The sequence below is a fragment of the Streptomyces violascens genome, assembly GCF_014649955.1.
GTDB classification, from domain to species: Bacteria; Actinomycetota; Actinomycetes; order Streptomycetales; family Streptomycetaceae; genus Streptomyces; species Streptomyces violascens.
The window spans coordinates 202500-222765 of record NZ_BMUA01000008.1; the positions used below are offsets into that span (position 1 = coordinate 202500).

General features: G+C 69.1%; 28 protein-coding genes. 25 read left to right on the forward strand and 3 right to left on the reverse strand.

Translation table 11 applies throughout. From position 1 onward, the window contains the following. Positions 1-3 precede the first annotated feature (3 nt). The 22 genes from IE206_RS18935 (at position 4) to IE206_RS19040 (ending at position 18385) form a co-directional block, all read left to right on the forward strand. On the forward strand, positions 4-1590 hold the full coding sequence (locus tag IE206_RS18935; protein ID WP_189963419.1) for a phage portal protein: 1587 nt from the start codon (positions 4-6) through the stop codon (positions 1588-1590). Between the two features lie 76 nt (positions 1591-1666). Continuing rightward, positions 1667-2713 carry a head maturation protease, ClpP-related gene (locus IE206_RS18940; protein ID WP_189963421.1) on the forward strand — a complete coding sequence of 349 codons (1047 nt, stop codon included), beginning with the start codon at positions 1667-1669 and terminating at the stop codon, positions 2711-2713. Between the two features lie 13 nt (positions 2714-2726). Continuing rightward, positions 2727-4094 carry a phage major capsid protein gene (locus IE206_RS18945; protein ID WP_189963423.1) on the forward strand — a complete coding sequence of 456 codons (1368 nt, stop codon included), beginning with the start codon at positions 2727-2729 and terminating at the stop codon, positions 4092-4094. A gap of 99 nt (positions 4095-4193) precedes the next feature. Continuing rightward, positions 4194-4631 (forward strand): hypothetical protein, encoded by a 438-nt coding sequence (locus tag IE206_RS18950; RefSeq protein WP_189963425.1) that lies wholly within the window; start codon positions 4194-4196, stop codon positions 4629-4631. A 2-nt stretch (positions 4632-4633) separates the two neighbouring features. Beyond that, the gene (locus IE206_RS18955; protein ID WP_189963428.1) at positions 4634-5104 is read left to right on the forward strand and encodes a hypothetical protein; all 471 of its coding nucleotides are present in this window, start codon (positions 4634-4636) and stop codon (positions 5102-5104) included. Between the two features lies 1 nt (position 5105). Then, complete coding sequence (locus tag IE206_RS18960; RefSeq protein WP_189963429.1) at positions 5106-5639, forward strand: hypothetical protein; 534 nt, start codon at positions 5106-5108, stop codon at positions 5637-5639. Next, the gene (locus tag IE206_RS18965) at positions 5636-6046 is read left to right on the forward strand and encodes a hypothetical protein (protein WP_189963431.1); all 411 of its coding nucleotides are present in this window, start codon (positions 5636-5638) and stop codon (positions 6044-6046) included. The genes IE206_RS18960 and IE206_RS18965 overlap by 4 nt, the downstream gene beginning before the upstream one ends. Before the next feature lie 42 nt (positions 6047-6088). Continuing rightward, positions 6089-7138 carry a hypothetical protein gene (locus tag IE206_RS18970; protein ID WP_189963433.1) on the forward strand — a complete coding sequence of 350 codons (1050 nt, stop codon included), beginning with the start codon at positions 6089-6091 and terminating at the stop codon, positions 7136-7138. A 3-nt stretch (positions 7139-7141) separates the two neighbouring features. After that, on the forward strand, positions 7142-7543 hold the full coding sequence (locus IE206_RS18975; RefSeq protein WP_189963435.1) for a hypothetical protein: 402 nt from the start codon (positions 7142-7144) through the stop codon (positions 7541-7543). Next, positions 7540-7995, forward strand: a complete 456-nt coding sequence (locus IE206_RS18980) for a hypothetical protein (RefSeq protein WP_189963437.1) — start codon at positions 7540-7542, stop codon at positions 7993-7995. The genes IE206_RS18975 and IE206_RS18980 overlap by 4 nt, the downstream gene beginning before the upstream one ends. Then, entirely contained in the window at positions 7992-8729 is a 738-nt protein-coding gene (locus IE206_RS18985) for a hypothetical protein (RefSeq protein WP_189963439.1), read from the forward strand. The genes IE206_RS18980 and IE206_RS18985 overlap by 4 nt, the downstream gene beginning before the upstream one ends. Then, positions 8729-9160, forward strand: a complete 432-nt coding sequence (locus IE206_RS18990; protein WP_189963441.1) for a hypothetical protein — start codon at positions 8729-8731, stop codon at positions 9158-9160. Before IE206_RS18985 ends, IE206_RS18990 begins: the two co-directional genes overlap by 1 nt. A 6-nt stretch (positions 9161-9166) precedes the next feature. Beyond that, a complete protein-coding gene (locus IE206_RS18995; protein WP_226599727.1) occupies positions 9167-9574 on the forward strand; it encodes a hypothetical protein in 408 nt (135 codons plus the stop codon). A 12-nt stretch (positions 9575-9586) separates the two neighbouring features. After that, on the forward strand, positions 9587-9985 hold the full coding sequence (locus IE206_RS19000) for a hypothetical protein (RefSeq protein ID WP_189963443.1): 399 nt from the start codon (positions 9587-9589) through the stop codon (positions 9983-9985). 151 nt (positions 9986-10136) lie between these two features. Further along, positions 10137-12671, forward strand: coding sequence for a hypothetical protein (locus IE206_RS19005; RefSeq protein ID WP_189963445.1), 2535 nt, complete (start codon positions 10137-10139; stop codon positions 12669-12671). Positions 12672-12673: 2 nt separating this feature from the next. After that, entirely contained in the window at positions 12674-15430 is a 2757-nt protein-coding gene (locus IE206_RS19010) for a hypothetical protein (RefSeq protein WP_189963446.1), read from the forward strand. Between the two features lie 10 nt (positions 15431-15440). Next, positions 15441-15917 carry a hypothetical protein gene (locus tag IE206_RS19015; RefSeq protein ID WP_189963448.1) on the forward strand — a complete coding sequence of 159 codons (477 nt, stop codon included), beginning with the start codon at positions 15441-15443 and terminating at the stop codon, positions 15915-15917. Between the two features lie 17 nt (positions 15918-15934). Next, the gene (locus tag IE206_RS19020; RefSeq protein WP_189963450.1) at positions 15935-16168 is read left to right on the forward strand and encodes a hypothetical protein; all 234 of its coding nucleotides are present in this window, start codon (positions 15935-15937) and stop codon (positions 16166-16168) included. Beyond that, on the forward strand, positions 16168-17046 hold the full coding sequence (locus IE206_RS19025) for a hypothetical protein (protein WP_189963452.1): 879 nt from the start codon (positions 16168-16170) through the stop codon (positions 17044-17046). Before IE206_RS19020 ends, IE206_RS19025 begins: the two co-directional genes overlap by 1 nt. 1 nt (position 17047) lies before the next feature. Further along, positions 17048-17374 (forward strand): hypothetical protein, encoded by a 327-nt coding sequence (locus IE206_RS19030; RefSeq protein ID WP_189963454.1) that lies wholly within the window; start codon positions 17048-17050, stop codon positions 17372-17374. 34 nt (positions 17375-17408) lie between these two features. After that, entirely contained in the window at positions 17409-17675 is a 267-nt protein-coding gene (locus IE206_RS19035) for a hypothetical protein (RefSeq protein WP_189963456.1), read from the forward strand. After that, a complete protein-coding gene (locus IE206_RS19040; RefSeq protein WP_189963458.1) occupies positions 17672-18385 on the forward strand; it encodes a collagen-like domain-containing protein in 714 nt (237 codons plus the stop codon). Before IE206_RS19035 ends, IE206_RS19040 begins: the two co-directional genes overlap by 4 nt. Here IE206_RS19040 and IE206_RS19045 read toward each other — a convergent pair. Then, positions 18378-18587: a hypothetical protein gene (locus tag IE206_RS19045; RefSeq protein WP_189963460.1), complete on the reverse strand. Its 210-nt coding sequence runs from the start codon at positions 18585-18587 to the stop codon at positions 18378-18380. The genes IE206_RS19040 and IE206_RS19045 overlap by 8 nt on opposite strands. 93 nt (positions 18588-18680) lie before the next feature. On the opposite strand from IE206_RS19045, the gene IE206_RS19050 reads away from it, so the two are divergent. Next, a complete protein-coding gene (locus tag IE206_RS19050; RefSeq protein WP_189963462.1) occupies positions 18681-18827 on the forward strand; it encodes a hypothetical protein in 147 nt (48 codons plus the stop codon). Here the strand turns inward: IE206_RS19050 and IE206_RS19055 are convergent, their stop codons facing one another. Next, a complete protein-coding gene (locus tag IE206_RS19055; RefSeq protein WP_226599728.1) occupies positions 18828-19178 on the reverse strand; it encodes a DUF6233 domain-containing protein in 351 nt (116 codons plus the stop codon). It abuts the gene before it with no gap. 89 nt (positions 19179-19267) lie between these two features. On the opposite strand from IE206_RS19055, the gene IE206_RS19060 reads away from it, so the two are divergent. Beyond that, a complete protein-coding gene (locus tag IE206_RS19060; RefSeq protein WP_189963464.1) occupies positions 19268-19705 on the forward strand; it encodes a hypothetical protein in 438 nt (145 codons plus the stop codon). A 138-nt stretch (positions 19706-19843) separates the two neighbouring features. Further along, positions 19844-20026 (forward strand): hypothetical protein, encoded by a 183-nt coding sequence (locus tag IE206_RS19065; RefSeq protein ID WP_189963466.1) that lies wholly within the window; start codon positions 19844-19846, stop codon positions 20024-20026. A 1-nt stretch (position 20027) separates the two neighbouring features. Here the strand turns inward: IE206_RS19065 and IE206_RS19070 are convergent, their stop codons facing one another. Beyond that, positions 20028-20258: a hypothetical protein gene (locus tag IE206_RS19070; protein ID WP_189963468.1), complete on the reverse strand. Its 231-nt coding sequence runs from the start codon at positions 20256-20258 to the stop codon at positions 20028-20030. Positions 20259-20266 lie beyond the last annotated feature (8 nt).

The following is a 20266-nucleotide window of genomic DNA, read 5'->3' on the forward strand; positions in this document are numbered from 1 at the left end:
GCGGTGGGCAAGACCCTCTTCGGCTCCCTCGCCAACGCCGCAGGCACCTTCCTCAACCGCACCCCCGTCCCCTACGCCCCCTCCACCGGCCGCGCCGGACTCGGCTCCGGCCTCCTGCGCCCCGCCGGCCAGGAAGCGCAGATGCGCGCCATGGGCGGCAACGCCACACTCTTCGCGATCGTCGACCGGATCATCACCGGCTACTCCGAGGTGACGTGGCGCCTCTACCGCTCCGCACCGTCCGGCCGCGCCGAGGACCGCATCGAGGTCACCTCTCACGCAGCCCTCGACCTGTGGCGCCAGCCGAACCCCTTCATGACGGGGCCGGCGTTCCTCGAAGCAACGCAGCAGCATGAGGAGTTGACCGGAGAGCAGTGGTGGGTGACGGCCCGCGACCCGCGGTTCAACATCCCGCTTGAGCTGTGGCCGGTCCGTCCGGACCGCATGGAGCCGATACCCGACCCGCAGGACTTCCTCGTCGGCTACCTCTACCGCGGCCCGTCCGGGGAGCGCATCCCGCTCGGTGTCGACGACGTGCTGTTCCAGCGCCGTCCCAATCCCTTGGATCCGTACCGGGGCATGGGCGCGGTGCAGACGATCCTCGTCGACCTCGACGCCACTAGGGCGAGCGCGGAGTGGAACCGGTCGTTCTTCCTCAACAGCGCGGAGCCCGGCGGGATCGTCGAGGTCGACCGGCGCCTCGACGACACCGAGTTCGACGCGTTCCGTGAGCGGTGGGCCGAGCAGCACCGCGGCGTGTCCAATGCCCACAGGGTCGCCGTCCTGGAGAACGGCCTCAAGTGGGTCGACCGCAAATACTCCATGGTCGACATGCAGTTCGCCGAGATGCGCAGCGTCAACCGCGAGATCATCCGCGAGGCGTTCGGGTTCCCGAAGCCCATCCTCGGCGCCGTCGACGACGTCAACCGGGCCAACGCCGAAGCCGCCGACGCCGTTTTCGCGCGCTGGCTCCTGCGCCCCCGCCTCAACCGCACCCGCGAGATCCTCAACACCCGGCTACTCCCCATGTTCGGGGCGACCAGCAAGGGCCTGGAGTTCGACTACGACAACCCCGTCCCCGCCGACCGCGAGGCCGACGCCGCCGAGCTGACCGCCCGCACGAACGCCGTCAAGGCGCTGGTCGAGGCAGGGGCGTACGGGCCTGCCGCGCTCAGTGCGGTGGGCCTGCCCGACATGCCGTTCGGCCAGCCCGACTCGAACCCCGACAAGGAACTCCTGATCCGGCTGGTCACAGGCGCCCCGTCCCTGGCCCCAATGATCTTGCCCATGCTGGGGTTCGACGTGCCGGAGAACGCGGCCGCCCTGGTGCCCGCTCCCCGCACCCCGGCGGCGCCGGCCGCATTGATGCTCGGCACGGACATCGAGGCCGCGATGCGGTGGGTGGCGGTCGCGCACGACGATGCCGACACGTGCGGCCCGTGCCGCGACAACGACGGCCAGCTCTACCGCAACCGCGAGGACGCGTACGAGGACTACCCGGGCGGCTCCGGCTACGTGCACTGCGTGGGCGCCGAGTACGGCAACGCGTGCCGCTGCAAGGTCGTCAAGCGGCGGGAGAGCAACTCATGAGCGCCCACCGCCTGTTCAGCATGCCCGTCCGTGCGACTGCGACTGTCGCCCTGTCACAGCCCGGAGGTGGCTGCTGATGCCCAAGCCCCCGTTCATCGAGGCCGTGACGCGGCCGGACCGGCTGCGCGTCCAAGCCCTGGCGCGCCCGGCTGAGCGGCGCTGGTACGAGATCCGCAACGCGACGGCGGAGACGGCCGAGCTGCTGATCTACGACGAGATCGGCGGGTGGCTCGGCTGGTACGCGGACGAGTTCGTCGAGGAGCTCGCCGCGATCACCGCACCGAACCTGACCGTCCGGATCAACTCGCCCGGTGGGTCGGTGTTCGAGGGCATCGCCATCGCCAACGCGCTCCGCTCGCACCCGGCGACGGTCACCACACAGGTCGACGGCATCGCCGCATCCATCGCCTCAGTGATCGCGCTCGCCGGTGACCGGCTCGTCATGATGCCGAACTCCCAGCTCATGATCCACGACGCGTCCGGGTTCTGCATGGGCGACGCCGCCGACATGGCGCAGATGGCACAGCTCTTGGAGCAGCAGTCCGACAATCTGGCCGACGTGTACGCCGCGAAGGCAGGCGGCACCCGCGCCGAGTGGCGCGCCCTGATGCAGGCAGAGACCTGGTACCTGGCGGCCGAGGCCGTCGAGGCCGGGCTCGCCGACGCGGTAGGCCAGCCCACCCGCACGCCCGGCCCGGCCCCGGTGGTTCCGCCGACGCCCGACCTGGATGAGCCGATGACCGCCCGGTGGGACCTGTCCGTGTTCCGGCACGCCGGCCGCGAGCAGGCCCCTGCTCCCGCTGCCGTGGCGGCCATCGAGTTGAACGCCGAGGCCTCTGCGGTCTCCGACGAGGACGTAGCCGCAGTTGCTCGCGCCGTACTGGCGGCAGCTGCACCGGCGCCTGCGCCCACCGCCCCCGCGGCCGAGCCGGAGCCGGTGGAGCAGCCCGTCGCCGTGGCGAACACGACCATCGTCGAGGCCCCCACAGACGAGCCGGCCAACGACTGGGCTGCTGCCATCGCCCACCTCAACTCCCCCGACGCGACCCTCGGTTGGTCTGCGTCGATCGCCCACCTCATCGACCCCACCCTCACGCCGTCCAGCGCGACGACGAATGCCTGAAGGAGGCAGAGACGTGCCCACCACACCGACCGTCCCGCGCACATCGGACGAGCTGGAGGAGATGCTCCACGACCCCAAGCAGCGCACGGAAATCCTCAAGGACACCAGCACGCTGAAGGACTTCATCGTCGCGTACGGCGAGCAGCAGCAGGGCGACGGCACCGAGCTGCGTCGCATGGTCGCCGAGGAGACGCAGCGTGTCCTCGCGCAGACGCTGAAGGAGAAGGAGGTCTCTGCCAAGGAGACCGACGCCATCAAGCGCCTCAACCTCGACCCGCAGGCCCGCGCCGCGAACATGCTCACGAGCCACCGGCAGGGCACCGCCCACAACCCGCAGGCCATCGGTGCCAAGCTCGACGGCGAGTTCACGAACGCTGCGGACTTCTTCGCCTCGGCCTGGCACCTCAACCCAGACCCCGAGGCCGGCGCGAAGATGCAGCGCCTGCGCAACTCCTACAGCTCCGTGGTCCCGGCGGACGGCGGGTTCCTGGTGCCGGAGACGCTGCGGTCGCAGCTTCTTCAGATCGCGCTGGAGATGTCGGTCGTCCGCTCGCACGCCACGGTCGTTCCGATGGAAACAGCCCGGGTGCCGTTCCCCACGATCGACGTCACGTCGAACGCGTCGTCCGTGTTCGGCGGCATGATCGGCTACTGGGGCGAGGAAGGCGCGGCGCTCACCGACGCCGCAGGCAAGTTCGGCAAGGTGCTGCTCGACGCGAAGAAGCTCACAGGGTTCTCGATGGTCCCGAACGAGTTGCTCACCGACTCGATCATCTCGTTCGCGGCGCTCATCGAGTCCCTGTGGCCGCGCGCCCTGGCCTGGTACGAGGACGTCGCGTTCACGTCCGGCTCGGGTACCGGTGAGCCGCTCGGCTACCTCGGCAACCCGGCATCGGTGGCGGTGGCCGCCGAGTCCGGGCAGGGCTCGGCGACGGTGCTGTACGAGAACATCGTCAAGATGTACAGCCGGATGCTCCCGGCGTCGCTGTCGCAGGCCGTGTGGGTGTGCTCGCCGGATGTGTTCCCGCAGCTCATGACGATGGCTCTGTCCGTGGGCACCGGCGGTTCCGCAATCATGGTCGCGAACGCGGCGGGTCCGGCCCCGCTCACCATCTTCGGCCGCCCGCTGATCATCACCGAGAAGGCCAAGGTTCTCGGTGCACAGGGCGACATCGCGTTTGTCGACCTTTCGTACTACCTCATCGGTGACCGGCAGCAGATGACTGCCGCCACCTCGACCGAATACAGGTTCGCCAACGACCAGACCGCGTTCCGGATCATCGAGCGCGTCGACGGCCAGCCCTGGATCAAGAGCGCCATCACCCCGCAGAACGGCGGCTCAACGCTGTCCCCGTTCGTCGAGCTCGCCGCACGTCCGTAACCAGACCGGCAGGCGGCGGCACTCACCCCCCGCCGCCTGCCACCACCCGGGCCGGCAGCGTCGCCCCGGCAGGCCCCGCAGACGAAAGGACCAACCTCCATGGGACAGAAGGCACTCGGCAGGACGCTCAACTCGACTCCTGCCGCTGACGGCGTATGGATCAGCCTCAGGCAGGCATCCGGCGTCGCGTTCTCCTGCTACCTCGGTGGCGCCGCTGGCGACACCTACACCCTCCAGGAAGCCAAGGACGCGTCCGGTACCGGCGCGCAGAACCTCGCGTGCATCACCGAGTACCACACCAACACCGGCAACGGCACCGACGCATGGACACGCCGCACGCAGGCCGCGGCCGCAACCGTCGTCACCGCCGCAGCCGCCACGCAGAACGCCATGGTGGTGGAGGTGGAGGGGACGTCGCTGTCCGACGGCTACCGGTACGTCAAGCTCACCAGCACGGGCGCCGGTACGGTCAACGCCCTCACCCGCGATCTGACCACGCAGCGCACCCCCGCGAACCTGCCCGCGATGGGGGTCTGATCATGGCGTCCGGAATCCCTGGCGCGCAGCTGCGCCGACTGCTCCTCGGCACGGCCGTGGCTGGCGCCGCGAAGACCGTGCCGCAGAACGCCACCGGCACGATCTTCACGGTGGCGGGCGGGCGGGTCCTGGTGACCGGCCTCGTCGGCAAGGTCACCACCGTCATCGGCGGTACCACGCCGAGCGCCAAGCTGGTGGCGACGCCCACCGTGGGCAGCGCGAACGACCTGTGCACCGCGACCGCGATCACGGCGGACGAGGTCGGCACCCTGTACAGCATCCCCGGCCCGACCGGCAGCGCCCTCGGCGTGTCCGGATCCGGATCCGGCGGCGTCACCGGGCAGACAGCGCCCGTCATCGTCGCGGCCGGAACGATCGGCGTGAACATCAGCGCGGCCGACGCGACCGGCGCGATCCAGTGGACGCTCACCTACGTGCCGCTCGACGACGGCGCCACCGTGACGGCGGCCTGACATGACACTCGTGACCTGCGACCCGTGCACCGCCCGCTACCCCGACGACGTAGGAGCATGCCCGAACTGCGGCTCAACTGCGCAGCAGGGGGCGGGCGCTGCGGTGCCGTCGGTCACGGTCGTCTGCCGGACCGAGTACTGCCCGGCCCGCGGTGTGGAGCGCAGGCTCATGCTCCGCGCCGCGGCCCCGGGCGTATTGGAGCGGCCGGCGCCGTTGTGCGCCTCTTGCCTCCTGCCCATGCCTGAGCTCACCGAGGACCATGACATGCCGAAGATCACCGTTCACGGCGGACCTACCGTCGACACCCCGACCAGTGCGGAGGGAGGCGAGGAGTCATCTCCTGGCAGCAGCTCCTCGACATCGTCCGAGAAGGCCAGCAGCTCGCCGAAGACGAGCGAGCCCGCGGCCCCCTTGCCTGTCCGCAAGACGGCGAGCCGCTCCAAGAAGGCCCGGACGGACGCCTCTTCTGCCGCTTCGACGGATGGCGACCAGACGGAGGACACGTCGGAGTCTGACGACGAGGACTCGAAGTGACCGCCTACCGGTCGAACGAGCTGTTCAGGGCCAGCGGTCTGACCCTGAACAGCAACACCGACCACGTCACGGCGAGCGTCGTGAACGCCGTGACCGGCCGGGCCGGAGCGATCGACATCTCCCGCATCTCGAACGGGCTTCTCGTCGTGAACGTAGCGAACGCCCCGACCGGCACGAACCCGACGCTCACCGTGCTGATCGACGTGGCGGACGCCCTCGGGAACTGGGTCCTCGTCTCCAACCCCGCTGGCATCTCCGGGTCGGCGATCGGTTCGTCCGGTTTCACCTACGGCAACCTCTCCGGCGGCTACCAGCTCACCGACACAGCACGCATCCGCTGGACGCTCGGAGGCACCGGCTCCCCCAGCTTCACCGGGGTGTCGTTCTCGCTGTACGGCCGCCCCTGACCACCCACCCTGACCCGCACCGACAGCTGAGAGGAGGCACCGATGGGCATCTGGTACGCGACCCGCGAGGACGTGAAGTCCGCGCTGGACTTCAAAGAGACGGCACGCGCAAACCGTGCAGTCGACCGCGCCCTCGAAGCCGCCTCCCGGTCGGTTGAGGGGCTGTGTCACCGCCGCTTCTACCCTGAGATCGCCACTCGCCTGTGGGACTGGCCCAACCAGCAGTACGCCCGTGCCTGGCGCCTGTGGCTCGACGCCAACGAACTGATCTCCGTGACTGCCGTATCGGCGGCCGGCGTCGTGATCCCGGCCCTCGACTACAACCTCGAACCCAACGAGTACGGGCCGCCGTTCAACCGCCTTGAACTAGACATCGCCAGCAACGCGACGTTCGGTGGCGGCGCCACCCACCAGCGGAACATCTCGATCTCCGGGCTGTTCGGCTACCGCAACGACGAGACGATCACGGGCACCATCACCGAGGCGCTGGACGCGTCGGAGACGGGCGTGGACGTCGACGCCGCCACCTCGGCGGCGGTCGGCGTGGGCAGTCTCCTGCGCGTCGATGGGGAGCGCATGGCGGTGACGGGCCGGTCGATGCTCGACACCGGGCAGACGCTCGGCGCGGACCTCACCAATCAGGTCAGTGCCGTGACTGTCCCTGTGGCGAGCGGTGCCGCGTTCGCGGTCGACGAGGTGGTCCTCATCGACGCCGAGCGGATGCTGATCACCGACATCGCGGGCAACCAGCTGATCGTCAAGCGCGGTTGGGACGGCACGGTCCTGGCCGCGCACACGACGGGCGCCCACGTGTACGCGCCGCGCACCCTGACGGTGCAGCGCGCGGTACTCGGCACGATCGCGTCGACGCACGCCCTCGGCGCGACCGTCGCACGGTGGGACCCGCCCGGCCCGGTCAATCAACTCACGATCGCCGAGGCGCTCAACCAGGTGCTCCAGGAGCAGGCCGGTTGGCTGCGGGTGACCGGTGGATCCGGTGGCCAGAAGGAGGCCACCCTCGCCGCGCTGGTGGCGCTGCGCGAGCAGGTGTGGGACAGCCACGGCCGCAAGGCCCGAACGAGGGCGGTGTGACCGATGCCTGACTTCCGTATCAGCGTCAACGCCAGCCGTAGCGGGCCGATCCAGGACGGGCGTTTCGCGCGCGCCGCCCGCGACTACTGCGACGACCTTCAGTACGCGGTCGCCCGGCACGGCGAGGATCTCGTACGCCAGCGCCTCGCCACCGTGCTGCGGCACCCGACGGGCTACTACCAGTCCCGGATCAGCGTCGACCGCGGCCGGGGCGGCTACGTCGTCTCGGACGGCGGCGTCGTGTACGGGCCGTGGCTGGAGGGCACCGGCTCCCGCAACAGCCCGGTGACCCGCTTCCCCGGGTACGCCACGTTCCGCCGTACCAAAGCCCTGGTGGACCGCGACGCCAACCGCATCAGCCGCGAACTCCTCGACCGCTACCAGTCGAGGGGGCTGCTGCGATGAGCCTTCCAATCGGCGCCATCCTCGACGCCCTCGTCTCCCACGCCGCCTCGCTCGGCAGGTTCGAGCGCGTCAACGAGCACGAGCCGAAGAACGCCCCCGGCTCCGGCCTCACCTGCGCAGTCTGGGTCGACCGCATCGAACCGATTACAGCTGGCGGCCTGGCCTCGACGAGCGTGCGACTGGTGTTCAACCTGCGGCTGTATGCGCCGCTGTTGAGCGTGTCGGACGACCTCGTCGACCCGCAGCTTGTCGCCGCCCTGGACGAGCTGTTCGCCGCGTACACCGGTCAGTTCACCCTCGGCGGGCTGCTCCGCCACATCGACGTCCTCGGCGCGTACGGCACCGCCCTGGAAGCCACGGCCGGATACATCAACAGCGGCGGCAACGAGTTCCGCGTGTTCACGATCACCCTTCCCGCCATCGTCAACGACCTCTGGGAGCAGACAGCATGAGCAAGTCCAGCGGCCTCGGCGACGCCCTGTACATCGCGGGCTATGACCTGTCCGGCGACATCAACTCCGTGAAGCTCGCGGCGCCGACGGCAGTGCAGGACGTCACCGGCATCGACAAGAGCGCGATCGAACGGATCGGCCTGGTGCGTGACGGGTCGATCGACTACAAAGCGTTCTTCAACCCCACCAGGGCGCACCCTCAACTGTCCTTGCTGCCGACCACGGACCAGATCCTCACGTACTGCCGAGGCACCGCGCTCGGCTCGCCGGCCGCGTGCCTGGTCGCCAAGCAGCTCAACTACGACGGCACGCGCGCCGACTCCGGAGAGTTCACGTTCGCTGTCAACGCGGTCGCCAACGGCTACGGGATGGAGTGGGGCAACCAGCTCACGGCCGGGCTGCGCACGGACACCGCGGCGACGAACGGCACCGGCATCGACACCACCGCCTCGGCCGCGTTCGGCGCCCAGGCCTATCTCCAGGTGACCGCGTTCACGGGGACGGACTGCACGGTAAAGATCCAGGACTCGGCGGACAACGTCAGCTTCGCGGACGTCGCCGGGCTCGGCTTCACGCAGGTCACCGCCGGGCCCACCTCCCAGCGCATCGCGACCAGCAACGCGGCGACGATCCGCCGCTATGTGCGCGCGGTGACAGTCACGACCGGCGGCTTCACCTCGATCACTTTCTCTGTCGTGATCAACAAGAACCCTGTAGCGGGAGTGGCCTTCTGATGAGCATGTACAGGCTTGATCCCCTGCACGCCGTCGAGGCGTACCAGACGTACAGCATCACCGTCCCGCCGGACGTCCTCGTCAAGGCCGCCTGCGAGCAGGTCGGCTGCGAGGCCTGGCGCAACGGCTGGGAGTCCGTCATCAACGAGGCCACCGACCTCGGCCGGGCACAGGCGGAGTACATCCGCACCCGCGCCGGCCGCACGTTCCGCGAGCAGCGCACCGGGGGCGGCTTCACCGTCTTCCGGTTCGAGGCCGGGCAGCGCTGCTTCGCCGAGCACCAGACCCGCCCCGAGCTGTACGCCGTGCGGGATGGCGACTGGCGGGGCAATCCGACCGGCCGGGCCCGGCAGCACACGCGCGCCGCGGACTGGGTGGAGGACTTCGGCGAGCACCAGCAGCGCATCGCAGACCAGACAGAGAAGGGATAACCAGCCATGGCGAAGAGCAGCGGCCTCGGGTGGACCACGGCGAGCGTCGATGACGCGAGCGGCACCCCGCAGGCGATCAAGAACGATTTCACGCACCTTCAGTTCGCGACCCCGCGAGCGGTGCAGGACATCACGGGCATCGACAAGAGTGCGATGGAGCGGCTGCTCCTGCTCGCGGACTTCTCGATCACGTTCTCCGGGGTGTTCAACGGGGCGGCGAACATGAGCCACGACGTGTTCAAGACCGTGCCGTCCACGTCGGTGACACGCACAGTCACCCTCACCGTGAACAGCAAGACGCTGACCAATGAGTGCCTGTTCACGGACTACCCGCTCACCCGCGCCGACTCCGGTGAGCTGACGTTCACCGCGCCCGGTGTCCTGGCCGACGGCACCGTCCCGACGTGGACCTGAGGAGCGGCTGACATGGGATTCCAGTTCAAGGCCCCACGCATCAACCTCGCGTTCGAACCGGATCACGACTATCACGGCTTGGAGGTGACCCTCCGGAAGCTGAACCTTCAGGAGTTCCTCGACATCAACGGCATCGGCGACGTCGAGGACATGCACGCCGGTCACCAGCTCAGGACGATGGGCGAGAAGCTCCTGTCCTGGAACCTCGAAGACGAGGACGGCCAGCCAGTCCCGGCGACCGTGGACGGCGTACTGCGCCAGGACAAAGACCTAATGATCGCGATCTGTAGCGCATGGCTCGATGCGCTGCGCGGTGTGTCTGCCCCTTTGGAGCAGAGCTCGCCCGATACCGGGCCATCCCTGGAGGCGTCGATTCCGATGGACGCCCCGTCCGAAAGCCTGGCGAGCTAATCGCCGCGGAAACCATCCTCCGCCTCTGCGACCGCTTCCACTGCCTCCCAAGCCAGATCCTCGCCGAAGACGCCTCCATCCTGCGCCTGTTGGAGATCGAGAAGCTCGGCACCCCGCCCCAGACCGACCCCGAGTGAGGAGGTGACGACCCATGGCCGATGACGTCTCCATCATCGTCCGCGTCCGCGACTACACCCGCGCAGGCATCGACGAGGTCAGCGCCCGCCTCAACTCGCTCGTCCGGTCGGCGAACTCCATGGACAAAGAGTTCGGGTCGATGACGTCGGCGGCGCTCAGCCTGGCGCCGGCGCTCATCCCGATCGCCGCGGCGACGGCGCCGATCGTGGTGACGGCGGCCGCAGCGGGTGTGGCCGTGGCTGCGTTCGGTGCGGCGGTCATCCCTCAGATCGGGGCGATGAACGATGCAGCGAAGGCGGAGGACAAATACGAGGCCGCCCTCGACAAGCACGGCAAGACGTCGAAGCAAGCGGCTACGGCGGAGAAGGCTTACCTCGACTCGGTGTCGAAGCTCCCGCCCGCCACGCGGGAGGCTGCGGCTGCGCTGACCATCCTCAAGGACCAGTACAAGGACTGGTCCGAGTCGCTGGCCGGGGACACGATGCCGGTCGTCACCAAGAGCCTGGCTGTGTTCGGGGCGATCTTCCCGAAGCTGACGCCGCTCGTGAAGGGCGCATCGGTCGAGCTCAACCGCATGATCACGCTCGCGGCGGGCGGCATCTCGGCCACGTCGTTCGACACGTTCATGGGCAAGTTCGCGGACTTCGCGAACGGCTCCCTGCGACGAGTCGACGACGGCATCGTCCACCTGCTCCGGACCATGAACACGGGCGCCATCGGCGGCGGCCTCAGCGAGTTCATGCGGTACGCGAAGGAGAACGGGCCGCTCGTCGGCGACACCCTGAAGAACCTTGCACTGGCGCTGACTCACCTCATCACGGCCGGATCAGACGTCGGCGTCAGCATGTTGCAGATCGTCAACGTGTTCGCGCGCCTTGTCGCTGCGGTGCCCACGAGCCTGATCACGACGCTCATGCAGGTCAGCATTGCGTTCAAGGCCGTCAAGCTGGCGTCTGCCGGGTTCGCGTCGATCGCGGGCGGGATCACCCAGCTGAACGCGCAGATCGTCGCTATGCGGACGGCGACCGGCGCAGCGGCGGCCGGGACGTCCACGCTCGCGGCTGCGTGGTCGGGCCTGTCGTCCGGCGCCAAGATGGGCATCGTCGTCACCGGGATCGCGATCCTCGTCGTCGCCCTGAAGAAGCTGTCGGACATCGGCAAGGAAGCGCCGCCGGACATCGAAAAGATGACGACGGCGATCGGGCAGCTCGGCGACACCGGCAAGGTCACCGGCGAGGCTGTGCGCGTGTTCGGCAAGGACATGCAGGGGCTCGCCGATTCGTTGCGCGGCCTGGCCCGCCCGGGCGAGGTCGACCAGGTGCAGCAGTTCATGACGCGTCTGATCGGCATGGACTCGACGCCGGTGAAGAAGTGGAAGGAGGACATCGACAGCGTCGATAAGGCGCTGGCGAACCTGGTCAAGGGCGGCCACGCTGACCTTGCCCGCGGGGCGTTCGACCAGATGGCTTCTGTCGCGCAGAAGAATGGCCTCACGATCCAGGAGCTCCGCGGCAAGCTCGACGACTACAAGAGCGCCCTCGCCGATCAAGCCTTCGAGGAGCAGCTCGCCGCCCAGTCCATGGGTCTGTTCGGTGAGCAGGCGCAGCAGGTCAAGGCGAAGCTCGACAACCAGAAGCAGAGCGCGGATGGCCTGCGGCAGGCGATCCAGGCCCTGAACGACGTCAACCGCGCGGGCTTGGGCGGGATGATCGGCTTCGAGGCGGCCATCGACGCGGCAGCGAAGGCCGCGCAGGAGAACGGCCGCTCGCTGACGATGGTCAACGGGCAGCTCGACCTCAACAGCGAGAAGGCCCGCGGCAACGCCACAGCGCTCAACGACCTCGCCGCGAAGACAGACGCGGCAGCGGGCGCCGCGCGGGACTCCGGGCAGTCGTGGTCACAGGTCAACGGGATCTACGAGCGTGGCCGTCAGCAGCTCATCGCGAACGCCATGCAGATGGGTCTCAACCGGCAGCAGGCCGAGGCGCTGGCCCGGCAGATCCTCAGCACCCCCAACAAGACTGCGGTCCTGAAGGGCAACATCGAGGATCTCCAAGCCAAGCTCAACAGCGCGAAGTCGCAGCTCGCGAGCGTCCCGGCGTCGAAGCGCTCGTCCCTGCTCGCGAACATCGCCGACCTCGAACGGAAGATCGCGAGCGCGAAGTCGCAGCTCAACAACATCGACGGCACCACCGCCAACACGTACGTGACCACGCACTACCGCAGCGACGGGCTCTCCTTCCTCGGCGCCTCGGGCCGTTTCGCGCACGGTGGTGTGGTCGGCGCGGCCGGCGGCGGCCCGCGGTCGCGGATGACGCTGGTCGGCGAGCAGGGCCCCGAGCTGGTCGACCTGGCGCCCGGGTCGCGGGTCCGCTCCAACCCCGACACCGCGCGCATGCTCGGCGGCGGTGGCGGCCGGGGCGGATCCCTCGTCCAGCTGGAGATCAAGTCGGGCGGGTCGGCCCTCGATGACCTCCTCGTCGAGATCCTCCGCAAGGCCGTGCGCGTGCGCGGCGGCAACGTCCAACTCGTCCTGGGACAGGGGTGACCATGACGTTCCCACAGACCGCGCTACCCATCACGACCGAGCTGTACCTCAACGGGGCGTGGACAGACATCTCACCCGACGTGTACACGCGGGACCGAATCCGCATCTCGCGCGGCCGCCCCGACGAGAGCCGGCAAGTCGACGCCGGGCGCTGCTCCCTGACTCTCAACAACCGCACACGCAAGTACTCCCCCAGGAATCCGACCGGCCCGTACTACGGGCAGATCGGCCGGAACACCCCGATCCGGGTGTCCGTCAACGCGGGGTCCTCCTACCTGGCCATGCCGGGCGGCACGACGCCGGGGGTGGGGGCCAGCACGCCGGATGCGGCTGCGCTGGACATCACGGGTGACATCGACGTCCGCATCGACCTCACCATGTCCAACTGGGTCACCTCGGGAGTCCTCTCCGCCGTGGACCTGTGCGGGAAGTACGTCACTGGTACCAACCAACGGTCTTGGTTCCTGCAACAGCGCAACGGGTTTCCCTACTTGGAGTGGTCGCCTGACGGCATTACCACGGTCCAGGTCAGCGCCACCATTCCGCCTGTCGTCCCGGTCGGCGGGCGCCAGGCTTGGCGCGCGACCCTCGACGTGAACAACGGGAGCGGCGGCTACACGGTCACGTTCTACACCGCGCCGACGATTGCCGGGCCGTGGGCGCAGTTGGAGCAGGTCGTCACGACGTCCGGCACTACCAGCATCTTCAACAGCACCAGCTCGCTGCGTGTCGGCGACGCAACTGATCTCACCTTCGCCAGGCCCAACGGCGCCATCTATGCGTTCCAGCTCCGCAACGGCATCGGCGGAACCCTCGTCGCCAACCCGGACTTCACCGTCCAGACCCCGGGCGCAGCCAGCTTCGTCGACAGCACCGGCAAGACATGGACCGTCGGTACCGGCACAACGATCAGCAATCGCAAGGTCCGCTTCGTCGGTGAAGTCCCCGCTTGGCCCGTCAAAGCTGACACCAGCGGTATGGACGCGTATATCCAGATCGAGGCGGCCGGCATCCTCCGGCGCCTGGGACAGGGAAGCTCGCCGCTTCAGTCCGCCATGCGACGCGAGTTCGGCAACGCCGCCCGTACCGGAATCGTGGCGTACTGGCCGTGCGAGGACGGCAGCGCGGCGGTCTCGTTCGCCTCTGCTCACGCCGGTGAGTCTCCGATGGTCGTCTCCGGCAGCGTCAACCCGGCCACGTTCAGTGGCTGGTCGGCGTCCGATCCGCTGCCGACGTTCACGACGACGACGGCCATCGTCCGCGGCAGCGTGGTCCCCTACGCGGCCACTGACTGGGCGTTCCTGCGGACGTTCGTGTTCATCCCGACCGCGGTGGCTTCATCGGTGCGGCTGTTGTCGTTCACGACGACCGGCACGGCCAGGACCTGGACATTGTTCCTCGACCCGAGTGGGCTGACGCTGAAGGCGTACGACGTCGAAGGCACGGAGATCCTCAACTCCGGTGCCCTCTTTGACCTGATCGGCCAGCCCCGCCAGTTCGGTGTCGAGCTCACCCGCAATGGAACGGGCATCGACTGGAGGATCATCGTCTTCTTCATCGAGGACGGCCTCACTAACGCCTCGATCACCGGGACGCTGGCTTCCCGCACAATCGGCTCGGTGACGCAAGTCCGCATCGGCGAAGACGGCGGCCTGGACGGCATCTCCTTCGGGCACGTCGCCGTCGCCAACACCGCGACCGCGTACCAGAGCACCGGTAACGCGATCCTGGGGTGGGCCGGTGAGACCGCCTCGGCCCGCATCGCCCGTCTCGGTTTGGAAGAGCTCGTACCGGTTTCGGTCTACGCGCCCGGCACCGAGCCCCTCGGGGCTCAACGCAGCCAGACCCTGCTCACCGTTTTGCAGGAGGCCGCCGCCGCCGATCACGGCATCCTCGGCGAGGCCCGCAACTCGACGTCCCTCGTCTACTGGGACCGAGTCGGCCTGTACAACCAGGGTGCCACCGCGACGCTGAACTACCCCACCAAGGGCCACATTCAGCCGCCGCTGGACCCGGTCGACGACGACCAGAACGTCCGCAACGACATCACCGTCACCCGCATCGGCGGGAGCTCGGGGCGCTACACGCAGACCACGGGCCGCATGTCGGTCAGCGATCCCCCAGCCGGGGTGGGCCGCTACCCAGACACCCCGTCGCTGTCGCTGTTTGCCGAGGGGCAGGCCGTACAGCACGCGAGCTGGCTGGCTCACCTCGGCACGGTCGACGAGGCGCGCTATCCGGCGGTCAACGTCAGCCTCCAGGCTGCACCGTCACTGATCGACGCGGTGGCGGCACTGGACACGGGGGCCCGGTTGCAGATCACCAACCCATCGAGCCGCTATGCGCCAGGCGCGATCGACGTGATCGTGCAGAGCTACAGCGAGACGATCTCCCAGTACCAGTGGGACATCACGTTCAACTGCACCCCCGCGTCGCCGTACACCGTGGGCGTCGTAGAGGACACGGTCCTCGGCCGGGCGGACACGGACGGCTCGCAGCTCGCTTCGGGGATGACGTCGACGGCCACCTCGATGAGCGTGGCCGTGACCGCCGGCCCGTTGTGGATCACCACCGCTTCGAACCCTTCGGACTTCCCGTTCGATGTCCTCGTCGGCGGGGAGCGCATGACGGTCACCGGGGTCACCGGCGCCAGTTCCCCGCAGACGTTCACGGTGACGCGGTCCGTGAACGGCGTCGTCAAGGCGCAGACGTCCGCGACTGACGTGCGCCTGTTCCAACCAACCATCGTCGCCCTGTGAGGAGGCACTCATGACCGTCTGGCTTGCAGGGCAACGGGTCACCGCCGCGCTGCTCAACAACGACGCCGGACAGTGGACTGCGTACACCCCGACGTGGACGAGCTCCGGTGGCGCCGCCCCGTCTCTCGGGAACGGGACGCTCGACGGCGAGTACTCCCTCAACGGCTCGACGTGCACCGTCCGCATCGGCCTGATCGGCGGGTCCACCACCACGTGGGGCGGCGGACAGCACCGCTTCAATCTGCCGTTCACCGCGGCGTCTCTGGTGAACAGCAACTTTGCGTGGATGGGCGCGGCGGTCGGCACGGATGCGGGCAACGCCTACTACCCGGGCGTGTGCCGGGTGTTCTCCGGCGGCACGTTCGTGATGCCGCTGTCGCCGACCACGTCCACCGGATCGGCGCCCGGCGAGTGGAACGCGACGAGGCCGTTCACGTGGGGCAACGGCGACTACATGGCCCTCGAAGTGACCTACAAGCCCGCCTGACCAAGGAGGTTGTTCCTATGGCTACGTTCCCAGAGATCGACTCGGCCGGAGTTGCGTATCAGCTTCAGCTGTTCAGTGGCGCGGTGGGCGGTGTGCCCGTCATGGTCGGATTCCCGCAGGGCTACGAGCAGCTCCCGAACGCCGAGGCGGACCTGCGCGCGTTCGCGGATGCGCTCGCGGCACGGTGGTCGTTGCAGGTGACGGCGATCACCAAGTACTCGACCACATCTGCTGAGTTGGCGGGTGCGTGATGGCCGCTCAGTGGCGTCAGCTCGTCGACCGCGTGATGGCGGTGCCGGAGCAGATCTACGAACGCTGGAACTCGGCGGACGGCTGGGACAACGACAACCAGTTCGGGAAGGAATTCGGCGAGAACGGCGTGAGCTGGTGCGTGATCTTCGACTGGGTCATGTACTCGCGGGCCGGGCTCGCCAGCGTGGTGCCGCGCACCGACAACGTGTCCTCGTTCACCGACTGGGCACAAGCCCGCGGCCAGTGGTCGGACTACCCCAGCGTCGGTGCGTGGGTGAACTTCGGCGACGGCGCCCACACAGAGATCGTCGTCGGGTTCGACGCCGACACCGTGTACACCAAGGGCGGCAACAGCGTGAAGGCCGGCAGCACCGATGCCGGGCAGGGCAACGGGGTGTGGTCGCACGCGACCGCCCGCCGCTCGGCGCGCGTGGTCGGCTACTTCGCGCCGCGCTTCCCCGACGGCGTCTGTCCGCCGACCGCTGACCCGTCCGACCCGCGCGGCGGCACGGCCGTCACGTCCTGGCGGTGGTCTGGTCCTGCCGCCCCGTCTGTCCCTTCACCGTCACCGTCCGAGGAGGACACCATGCCCCAGCCCGTAGACCTGTGGGCCTACAAGAACAAGGACGACGAGGCCGCCGCTCGCAAGGCGTCCGGCGGGAAGTCCGGTGTCCCGGACGCGTACGGCTACCTCGTCGGCACGTACAAGAACGTCGCCGCCATGGGCGCCACGATCAACACGCTCGCTCAGGCCCTCGGTGACGTGAAGGGCATCGACACCCCGGCGCTCATCGCCGCCGTGCAGGAGGCCATCAAGGACGCCGTCGTCGACGTCGACGTCCACGTCACCAACTCCACCACCAACACCGGGAGCTGACATGCAGACCCACCTCGACGCCGCGTACTGGCTCGGCCTCGTCACCAGCCTCGTTCTGCCCGTCCTCGTCGGCCTCGTCACCACGAGAGTGACCAGCGCCGGCCTCAAGGCCACGCTGCTGCTCGCCCTGTCCACGGCCAACGGCTTCGTCGTCGAGTACGCGGCACCGCACCCGGCCGGGTACAGCGTCGGCACCGCAGCCGTGCTCGCACTCGTCGCGTTCGGTTCGGGCACGCTCGCGCACTTCGGGTTCTGGAAGCCGACCGGCGTCTCTGGCCTGGCGCAGGACTCGCTGATCACCGCCCGCCCGCAGCCGACCGGCGTCTGACCCTGCCCACTGCGAGCGACCGGGAGGGCGCCTGATGGATGCCGCCATGGTCACGGCGCTAGCCGCACTCATTGCGGGGCCCGTGGCCGCGGCGGCCGCCATGTACGGCACCCGCGGCGCATCGCGGGCGGCCCGGGAGGGCAGCGCATTGACCGGCTACAACAGCCTCACGGACCAGCTCCAGGAGGAACGCGCCGAGCTGCGGGCCGAGCTTGCCATGGCACGAGCGGAACTGGCGGCCGAGCGCGCGGAAGTCGCCCGGCTCAAGACGCTCGTGGCGCAGCTGGGGGGCACCCCGTGACGCATGCCGAGCGGCTCCTCTACCGCGGCCGGCATCTCCTGTGGATCGTCGCGGCCCTGCTCTTCCTCGGCGGCGCCGTGGCGCTGGCGTTCCTCCAGATCGACCGGGCCGAGCAGCGCGCCGACAAGCTCGCCGACGAGGCCGACCTACGCGGCACCGCCGTGTCGACGCTCGCCGGAGACGTGCGGGCCCTGCGCCAGCAGGTCACAGTGAAGGGCGGCATCCCAGTGGCCCCGGACCCCACGAAGGCCGTGAAGAACTTGCAGGACCGGGCCGAGGTGCCGGTGCCGATCCCCGGCCCGCCCGGCCCGAAATGCGACCCCGGCGACCCGGGCAAGCCCGCGCCGACACTGACGCCGAGTCCCGGTCCGCCCGGCGCGGCCGGGAAGGACGGCGCCGACTCGACTGTGCCGGGGCCCGCCGGCCCGACCGGTCCCGCGGGCCCGGCGGGGAAGGACGGCACGGACGGTGCCGCGGGCAGGGACGGGACGGACGGGCGGCCGCCCGCGGGGTGGACGTACACGGACCCGCAGGGCGTGACGTACTCGTGCGGCCCGGCCGACGGATTCGATCCGGCCGCGCCGCGGTACCGGTGCTCTGCGGCGGGTGGCGCGGCGTCCCCTTCACCGGCGTCGCGTCGAGGCCTTCTCGGGGTGGGAGTGCTCGCGATGTCGTCGGTGTACCGGCGGCTCGGCGGGCAGGTCAGCTAGGTTCCCAGTCCTCGGGGCCGCCGCCGCGCCAGTCGATGAGCGGCGACCGGATGACGTCGAGTTCGTCGACGTCGAGTCCGGCCCTGCGGAGCCATATGACGAGGTCTCGTAGGTCGGTGGCGCGGCCGAGGATGGTTCCGTCGATGCGCACGCGGCGGGCGCCCTGCTCGTCGGGCGGATAGACGACGATGACCTTGGCCATAGATCCAGGGTGCGGCGACGGGCCGATGATCGCAGAGCCTGAGGTGCTCGTTACTCTGCCTCTCAGGGGAGGGTGAATATGGGGAGCCTTGTCGTGAACGCCCTCATGGTCCTGGCGGTAGCCGGGGCGGGGGCAGCGGCGCTGATAGCGCTGGGGTTCGTGGCAGTCGTACTGACGGTGCGCTGGCGAAAGCGGACGATCGCCGCCATGGAGCAGGCCGAGCGGCACTCTGGCGGATAGCTACTCAAGCACGCCGAGTTCGGTGTCGGGACGACAGAACTGGCAGCCGGGGACACCCTCGGTCAGGGCGCGGAGGGCTTGGTCGCGACTGATCGCCTGAGTAGTGCCGCCTTCAGTCATGCCGCAGTCGCCGACGTGTACGGTCCGCGGCGGCTTCGTTCCCCGGGCGGATGGGGCGCGGCTGGTCGTGATGATCCAAGCTGGGGGTTCGGGTGGCAGTCGCCGTGCGGCCTGCTCGGCTTCGACCTCCTGCACCTTGGCGATCTTCTGCCGGACCTGATCCAAGGTGAGGGTCAGCCACGTCTCCAGAGTGCGGAGACGGGGCAGGTCAGGCGGCAGGTGCTCGTACACATGTTCTAGTGTATGGCGCTTCCGGATACTCCCGCCTCTCGGCCTGCCCGCGCCCGTATCCTGCTGCTCCACATCCCGAGGGGGGACTCATGGCACACACTGGGGCACCGCCATCAGACGGCCACAACAGACCTGCCGACTCCCGAGGGCGCACCCGCCGACCGACGAATGCCGGGATCATCCTGGCCGCCGGTGTCGCCGTCGTCATCGCGTTCTGGCTCGGCCGAGCTACCGCCCCACCGAAGGCCCCAGTCCAATCAGCCAACTGCGCAGAGACGACTAAAGCTGCTGTCGACCTCAACTCTCAGCTCAAAGATCAACAAGCGGGCGGCCAGACGGACGCCGTTGCGACAACGGCGCGGACCTTCGCCACGCTCATCCTCCAGAACCCGGGCTGCTTCAACCCAAGCGAACGCGCCACGGCGCAACAGTTCCTGGACCAGCACGCCCTCGACCAGACCAGCCAGGACATCGAGAGGCTACGCGAAGCCCAGTGCAAGGCGGCAGGCAAGGGCTGGTGGTGCTGACCCACCCCGCCGTTGTCGGTGGCCGTCGTTACCGTGGTCGTAGTCCACATCAGCGCGAGTTTGGCTGCTGGCGCTACTCGGACCCTGCCCCGCCACGAAACAGCGTTCGCGGCGGGGCATCGCCATGCACAATGAGCCATGACCACCACGCTCGTCCCCGCCGCGGCCCGCGCTGTCACCGCCCCGCCGACCGCCCGCCGTGTGCCGCTCACCGCGCGCGCAGCTGCGCAGCACGCCGGCCTCGTCCCGGCCGCCCTCGATCGCGTCACCACGGCCAGGGCCACCGTGCCGAGTGCGTCGGCGTTCCAGTCCGCGCTATAGATCAGGCCTCGGGCCCCGGGTGCCGCGCGATCCGCTTCACCTCTGCCTCAACCTCATACCGGTTCTGGCCAGTCGCTTCGGCGTGCGCCGTGATCCCGGCCTGTACCTGCTCGGTGGCCTCACGCCACGGCAGCCACGCTTCCGCAGAGTACGGCCCGGCCAGAGCCTCCCGCTGCGCAGCCCAGGCCTTGCGTTCCAGTTCAATCAGCTCGTCAGTCAGTTCGATAGCCACGACGCGGG

What these genes read in the sequence shown, in the direction of transcription:
- IE206_RS18955 (WP_189963428.1), top strand. Translation starts at nt 4,634, where the DNA reads ATGGCGTCCGGAATCCCTGGCGCGCAGCTGCGCCGACTGCTCCTCGGC.
- IE206_RS18970 (WP_189963433.1), top strand. Translation starts at nt 6,089, where the DNA reads ATGGGCATCTGGTACGCGACCCGCGAGGACGTGAAGTCCGCGCTGGAC.
- IE206_RS18985 (WP_189963439.1), top strand. Translation starts at nt 7,992, where the DNA reads ATGAGCAAGTCCAGCGGCCTCGGCGACGCCCTGTACATCGCGGGCTAT.
- IE206_RS18980 (WP_189963437.1), top strand. Translation starts at nt 7,540, where the DNA reads ATGAGCCTTCCAATCGGCGCCATCCTCGACGCCCTCGTCTCCCACGCC.
- IE206_RS19020 (WP_189963450.1), top strand. Translation starts at nt 15,935, where the DNA reads ATGGCTACGTTCCCAGAGATCGACTCGGCCGGAGTTGCGTATCAGCTT.
- IE206_RS19030 (WP_189963454.1), top strand. Translation starts at nt 17,048, where the DNA reads ATGCAGACCCACCTCGACGCCGCGTACTGGCTCGGCCTCGTCACCAGC.
- IE206_RS18990 (WP_189963441.1), top strand. Translation starts at nt 8,729, where the DNA reads ATGAGCATGTACAGGCTTGATCCCCTGCACGCCGTCGAGGCGTACCAG.
- IE206_RS18950 (WP_189963425.1), top strand. Translation starts at nt 4,194, where the DNA reads ATGGGACAGAAGGCACTCGGCAGGACGCTCAACTCGACTCCTGCCGCT.
- IE206_RS19045 (WP_189963460.1), bottom strand. Translation starts at nt 18,587, where the DNA reads ATGGCCAAGGTCATCGTCGTCTATCCGCCCGACGAGCAGGGCGCCCGC.
- IE206_RS19000 (WP_189963443.1), top strand. Translation starts at nt 9,587, where the DNA reads ATGGGATTCCAGTTCAAGGCCCCACGCATCAACCTCGCGTTCGAACCG.
- IE206_RS19065 (WP_189963466.1), top strand. Translation starts at nt 19,844, where the DNA reads ATGACCACCACGCTCGTCCCCGCCGCGGCCCGCGCTGTCACCGCCCCG.
- IE206_RS19035 (WP_189963456.1), top strand. Translation starts at nt 17,409, where the DNA reads ATGGATGCCGCCATGGTCACGGCGCTAGCCGCACTCATTGCGGGGCCC.
- IE206_RS19060 (WP_189963464.1), top strand. Translation starts at nt 19,268, where the DNA reads ATGGCACACACTGGGGCACCGCCATCAGACGGCCACAACAGACCTGCC.
- IE206_RS18975 (WP_189963435.1), top strand. Translation starts at nt 7,142, where the DNA reads ATGCCTGACTTCCGTATCAGCGTCAACGCCAGCCGTAGCGGGCCGATC.
- IE206_RS19015 (WP_189963448.1), top strand. Translation starts at nt 15,441, where the DNA reads ATGACCGTCTGGCTTGCAGGGCAACGGGTCACCGCCGCGCTGCTCAAC.
- IE206_RS19025 (WP_189963452.1), top strand. Translation starts at nt 16,168, where the DNA reads ATGGCCGCTCAGTGGCGTCAGCTCGTCGACCGCGTGATGGCGGTGCCG.
- IE206_RS18995 (WP_226599727.1), top strand. Translation starts at nt 9,167, where the DNA reads ATGGCGAAGAGCAGCGGCCTCGGGTGGACCACGGCGAGCGTCGATGAC.
- IE206_RS19010 (WP_189963446.1), top strand. Translation starts at nt 12,674, where the DNA reads ATGACGTTCCCACAGACCGCGCTACCCATCACGACCGAGCTGTACCTC.
- IE206_RS19005 (WP_189963445.1), top strand. Translation starts at nt 10,137, where the DNA reads ATGGCCGATGACGTCTCCATCATCGTCCGCGTCCGCGACTACACCCGC.
- IE206_RS18960 (WP_189963429.1), top strand. Translation starts at nt 5,106, where the DNA reads ATGACACTCGTGACCTGCGACCCGTGCACCGCCCGCTACCCCGACGAC.
- IE206_RS18940 (WP_189963421.1), top strand. Translation starts at nt 1,667, where the DNA reads ATGCCCAAGCCCCCGTTCATCGAGGCCGTGACGCGGCCGGACCGGCTG.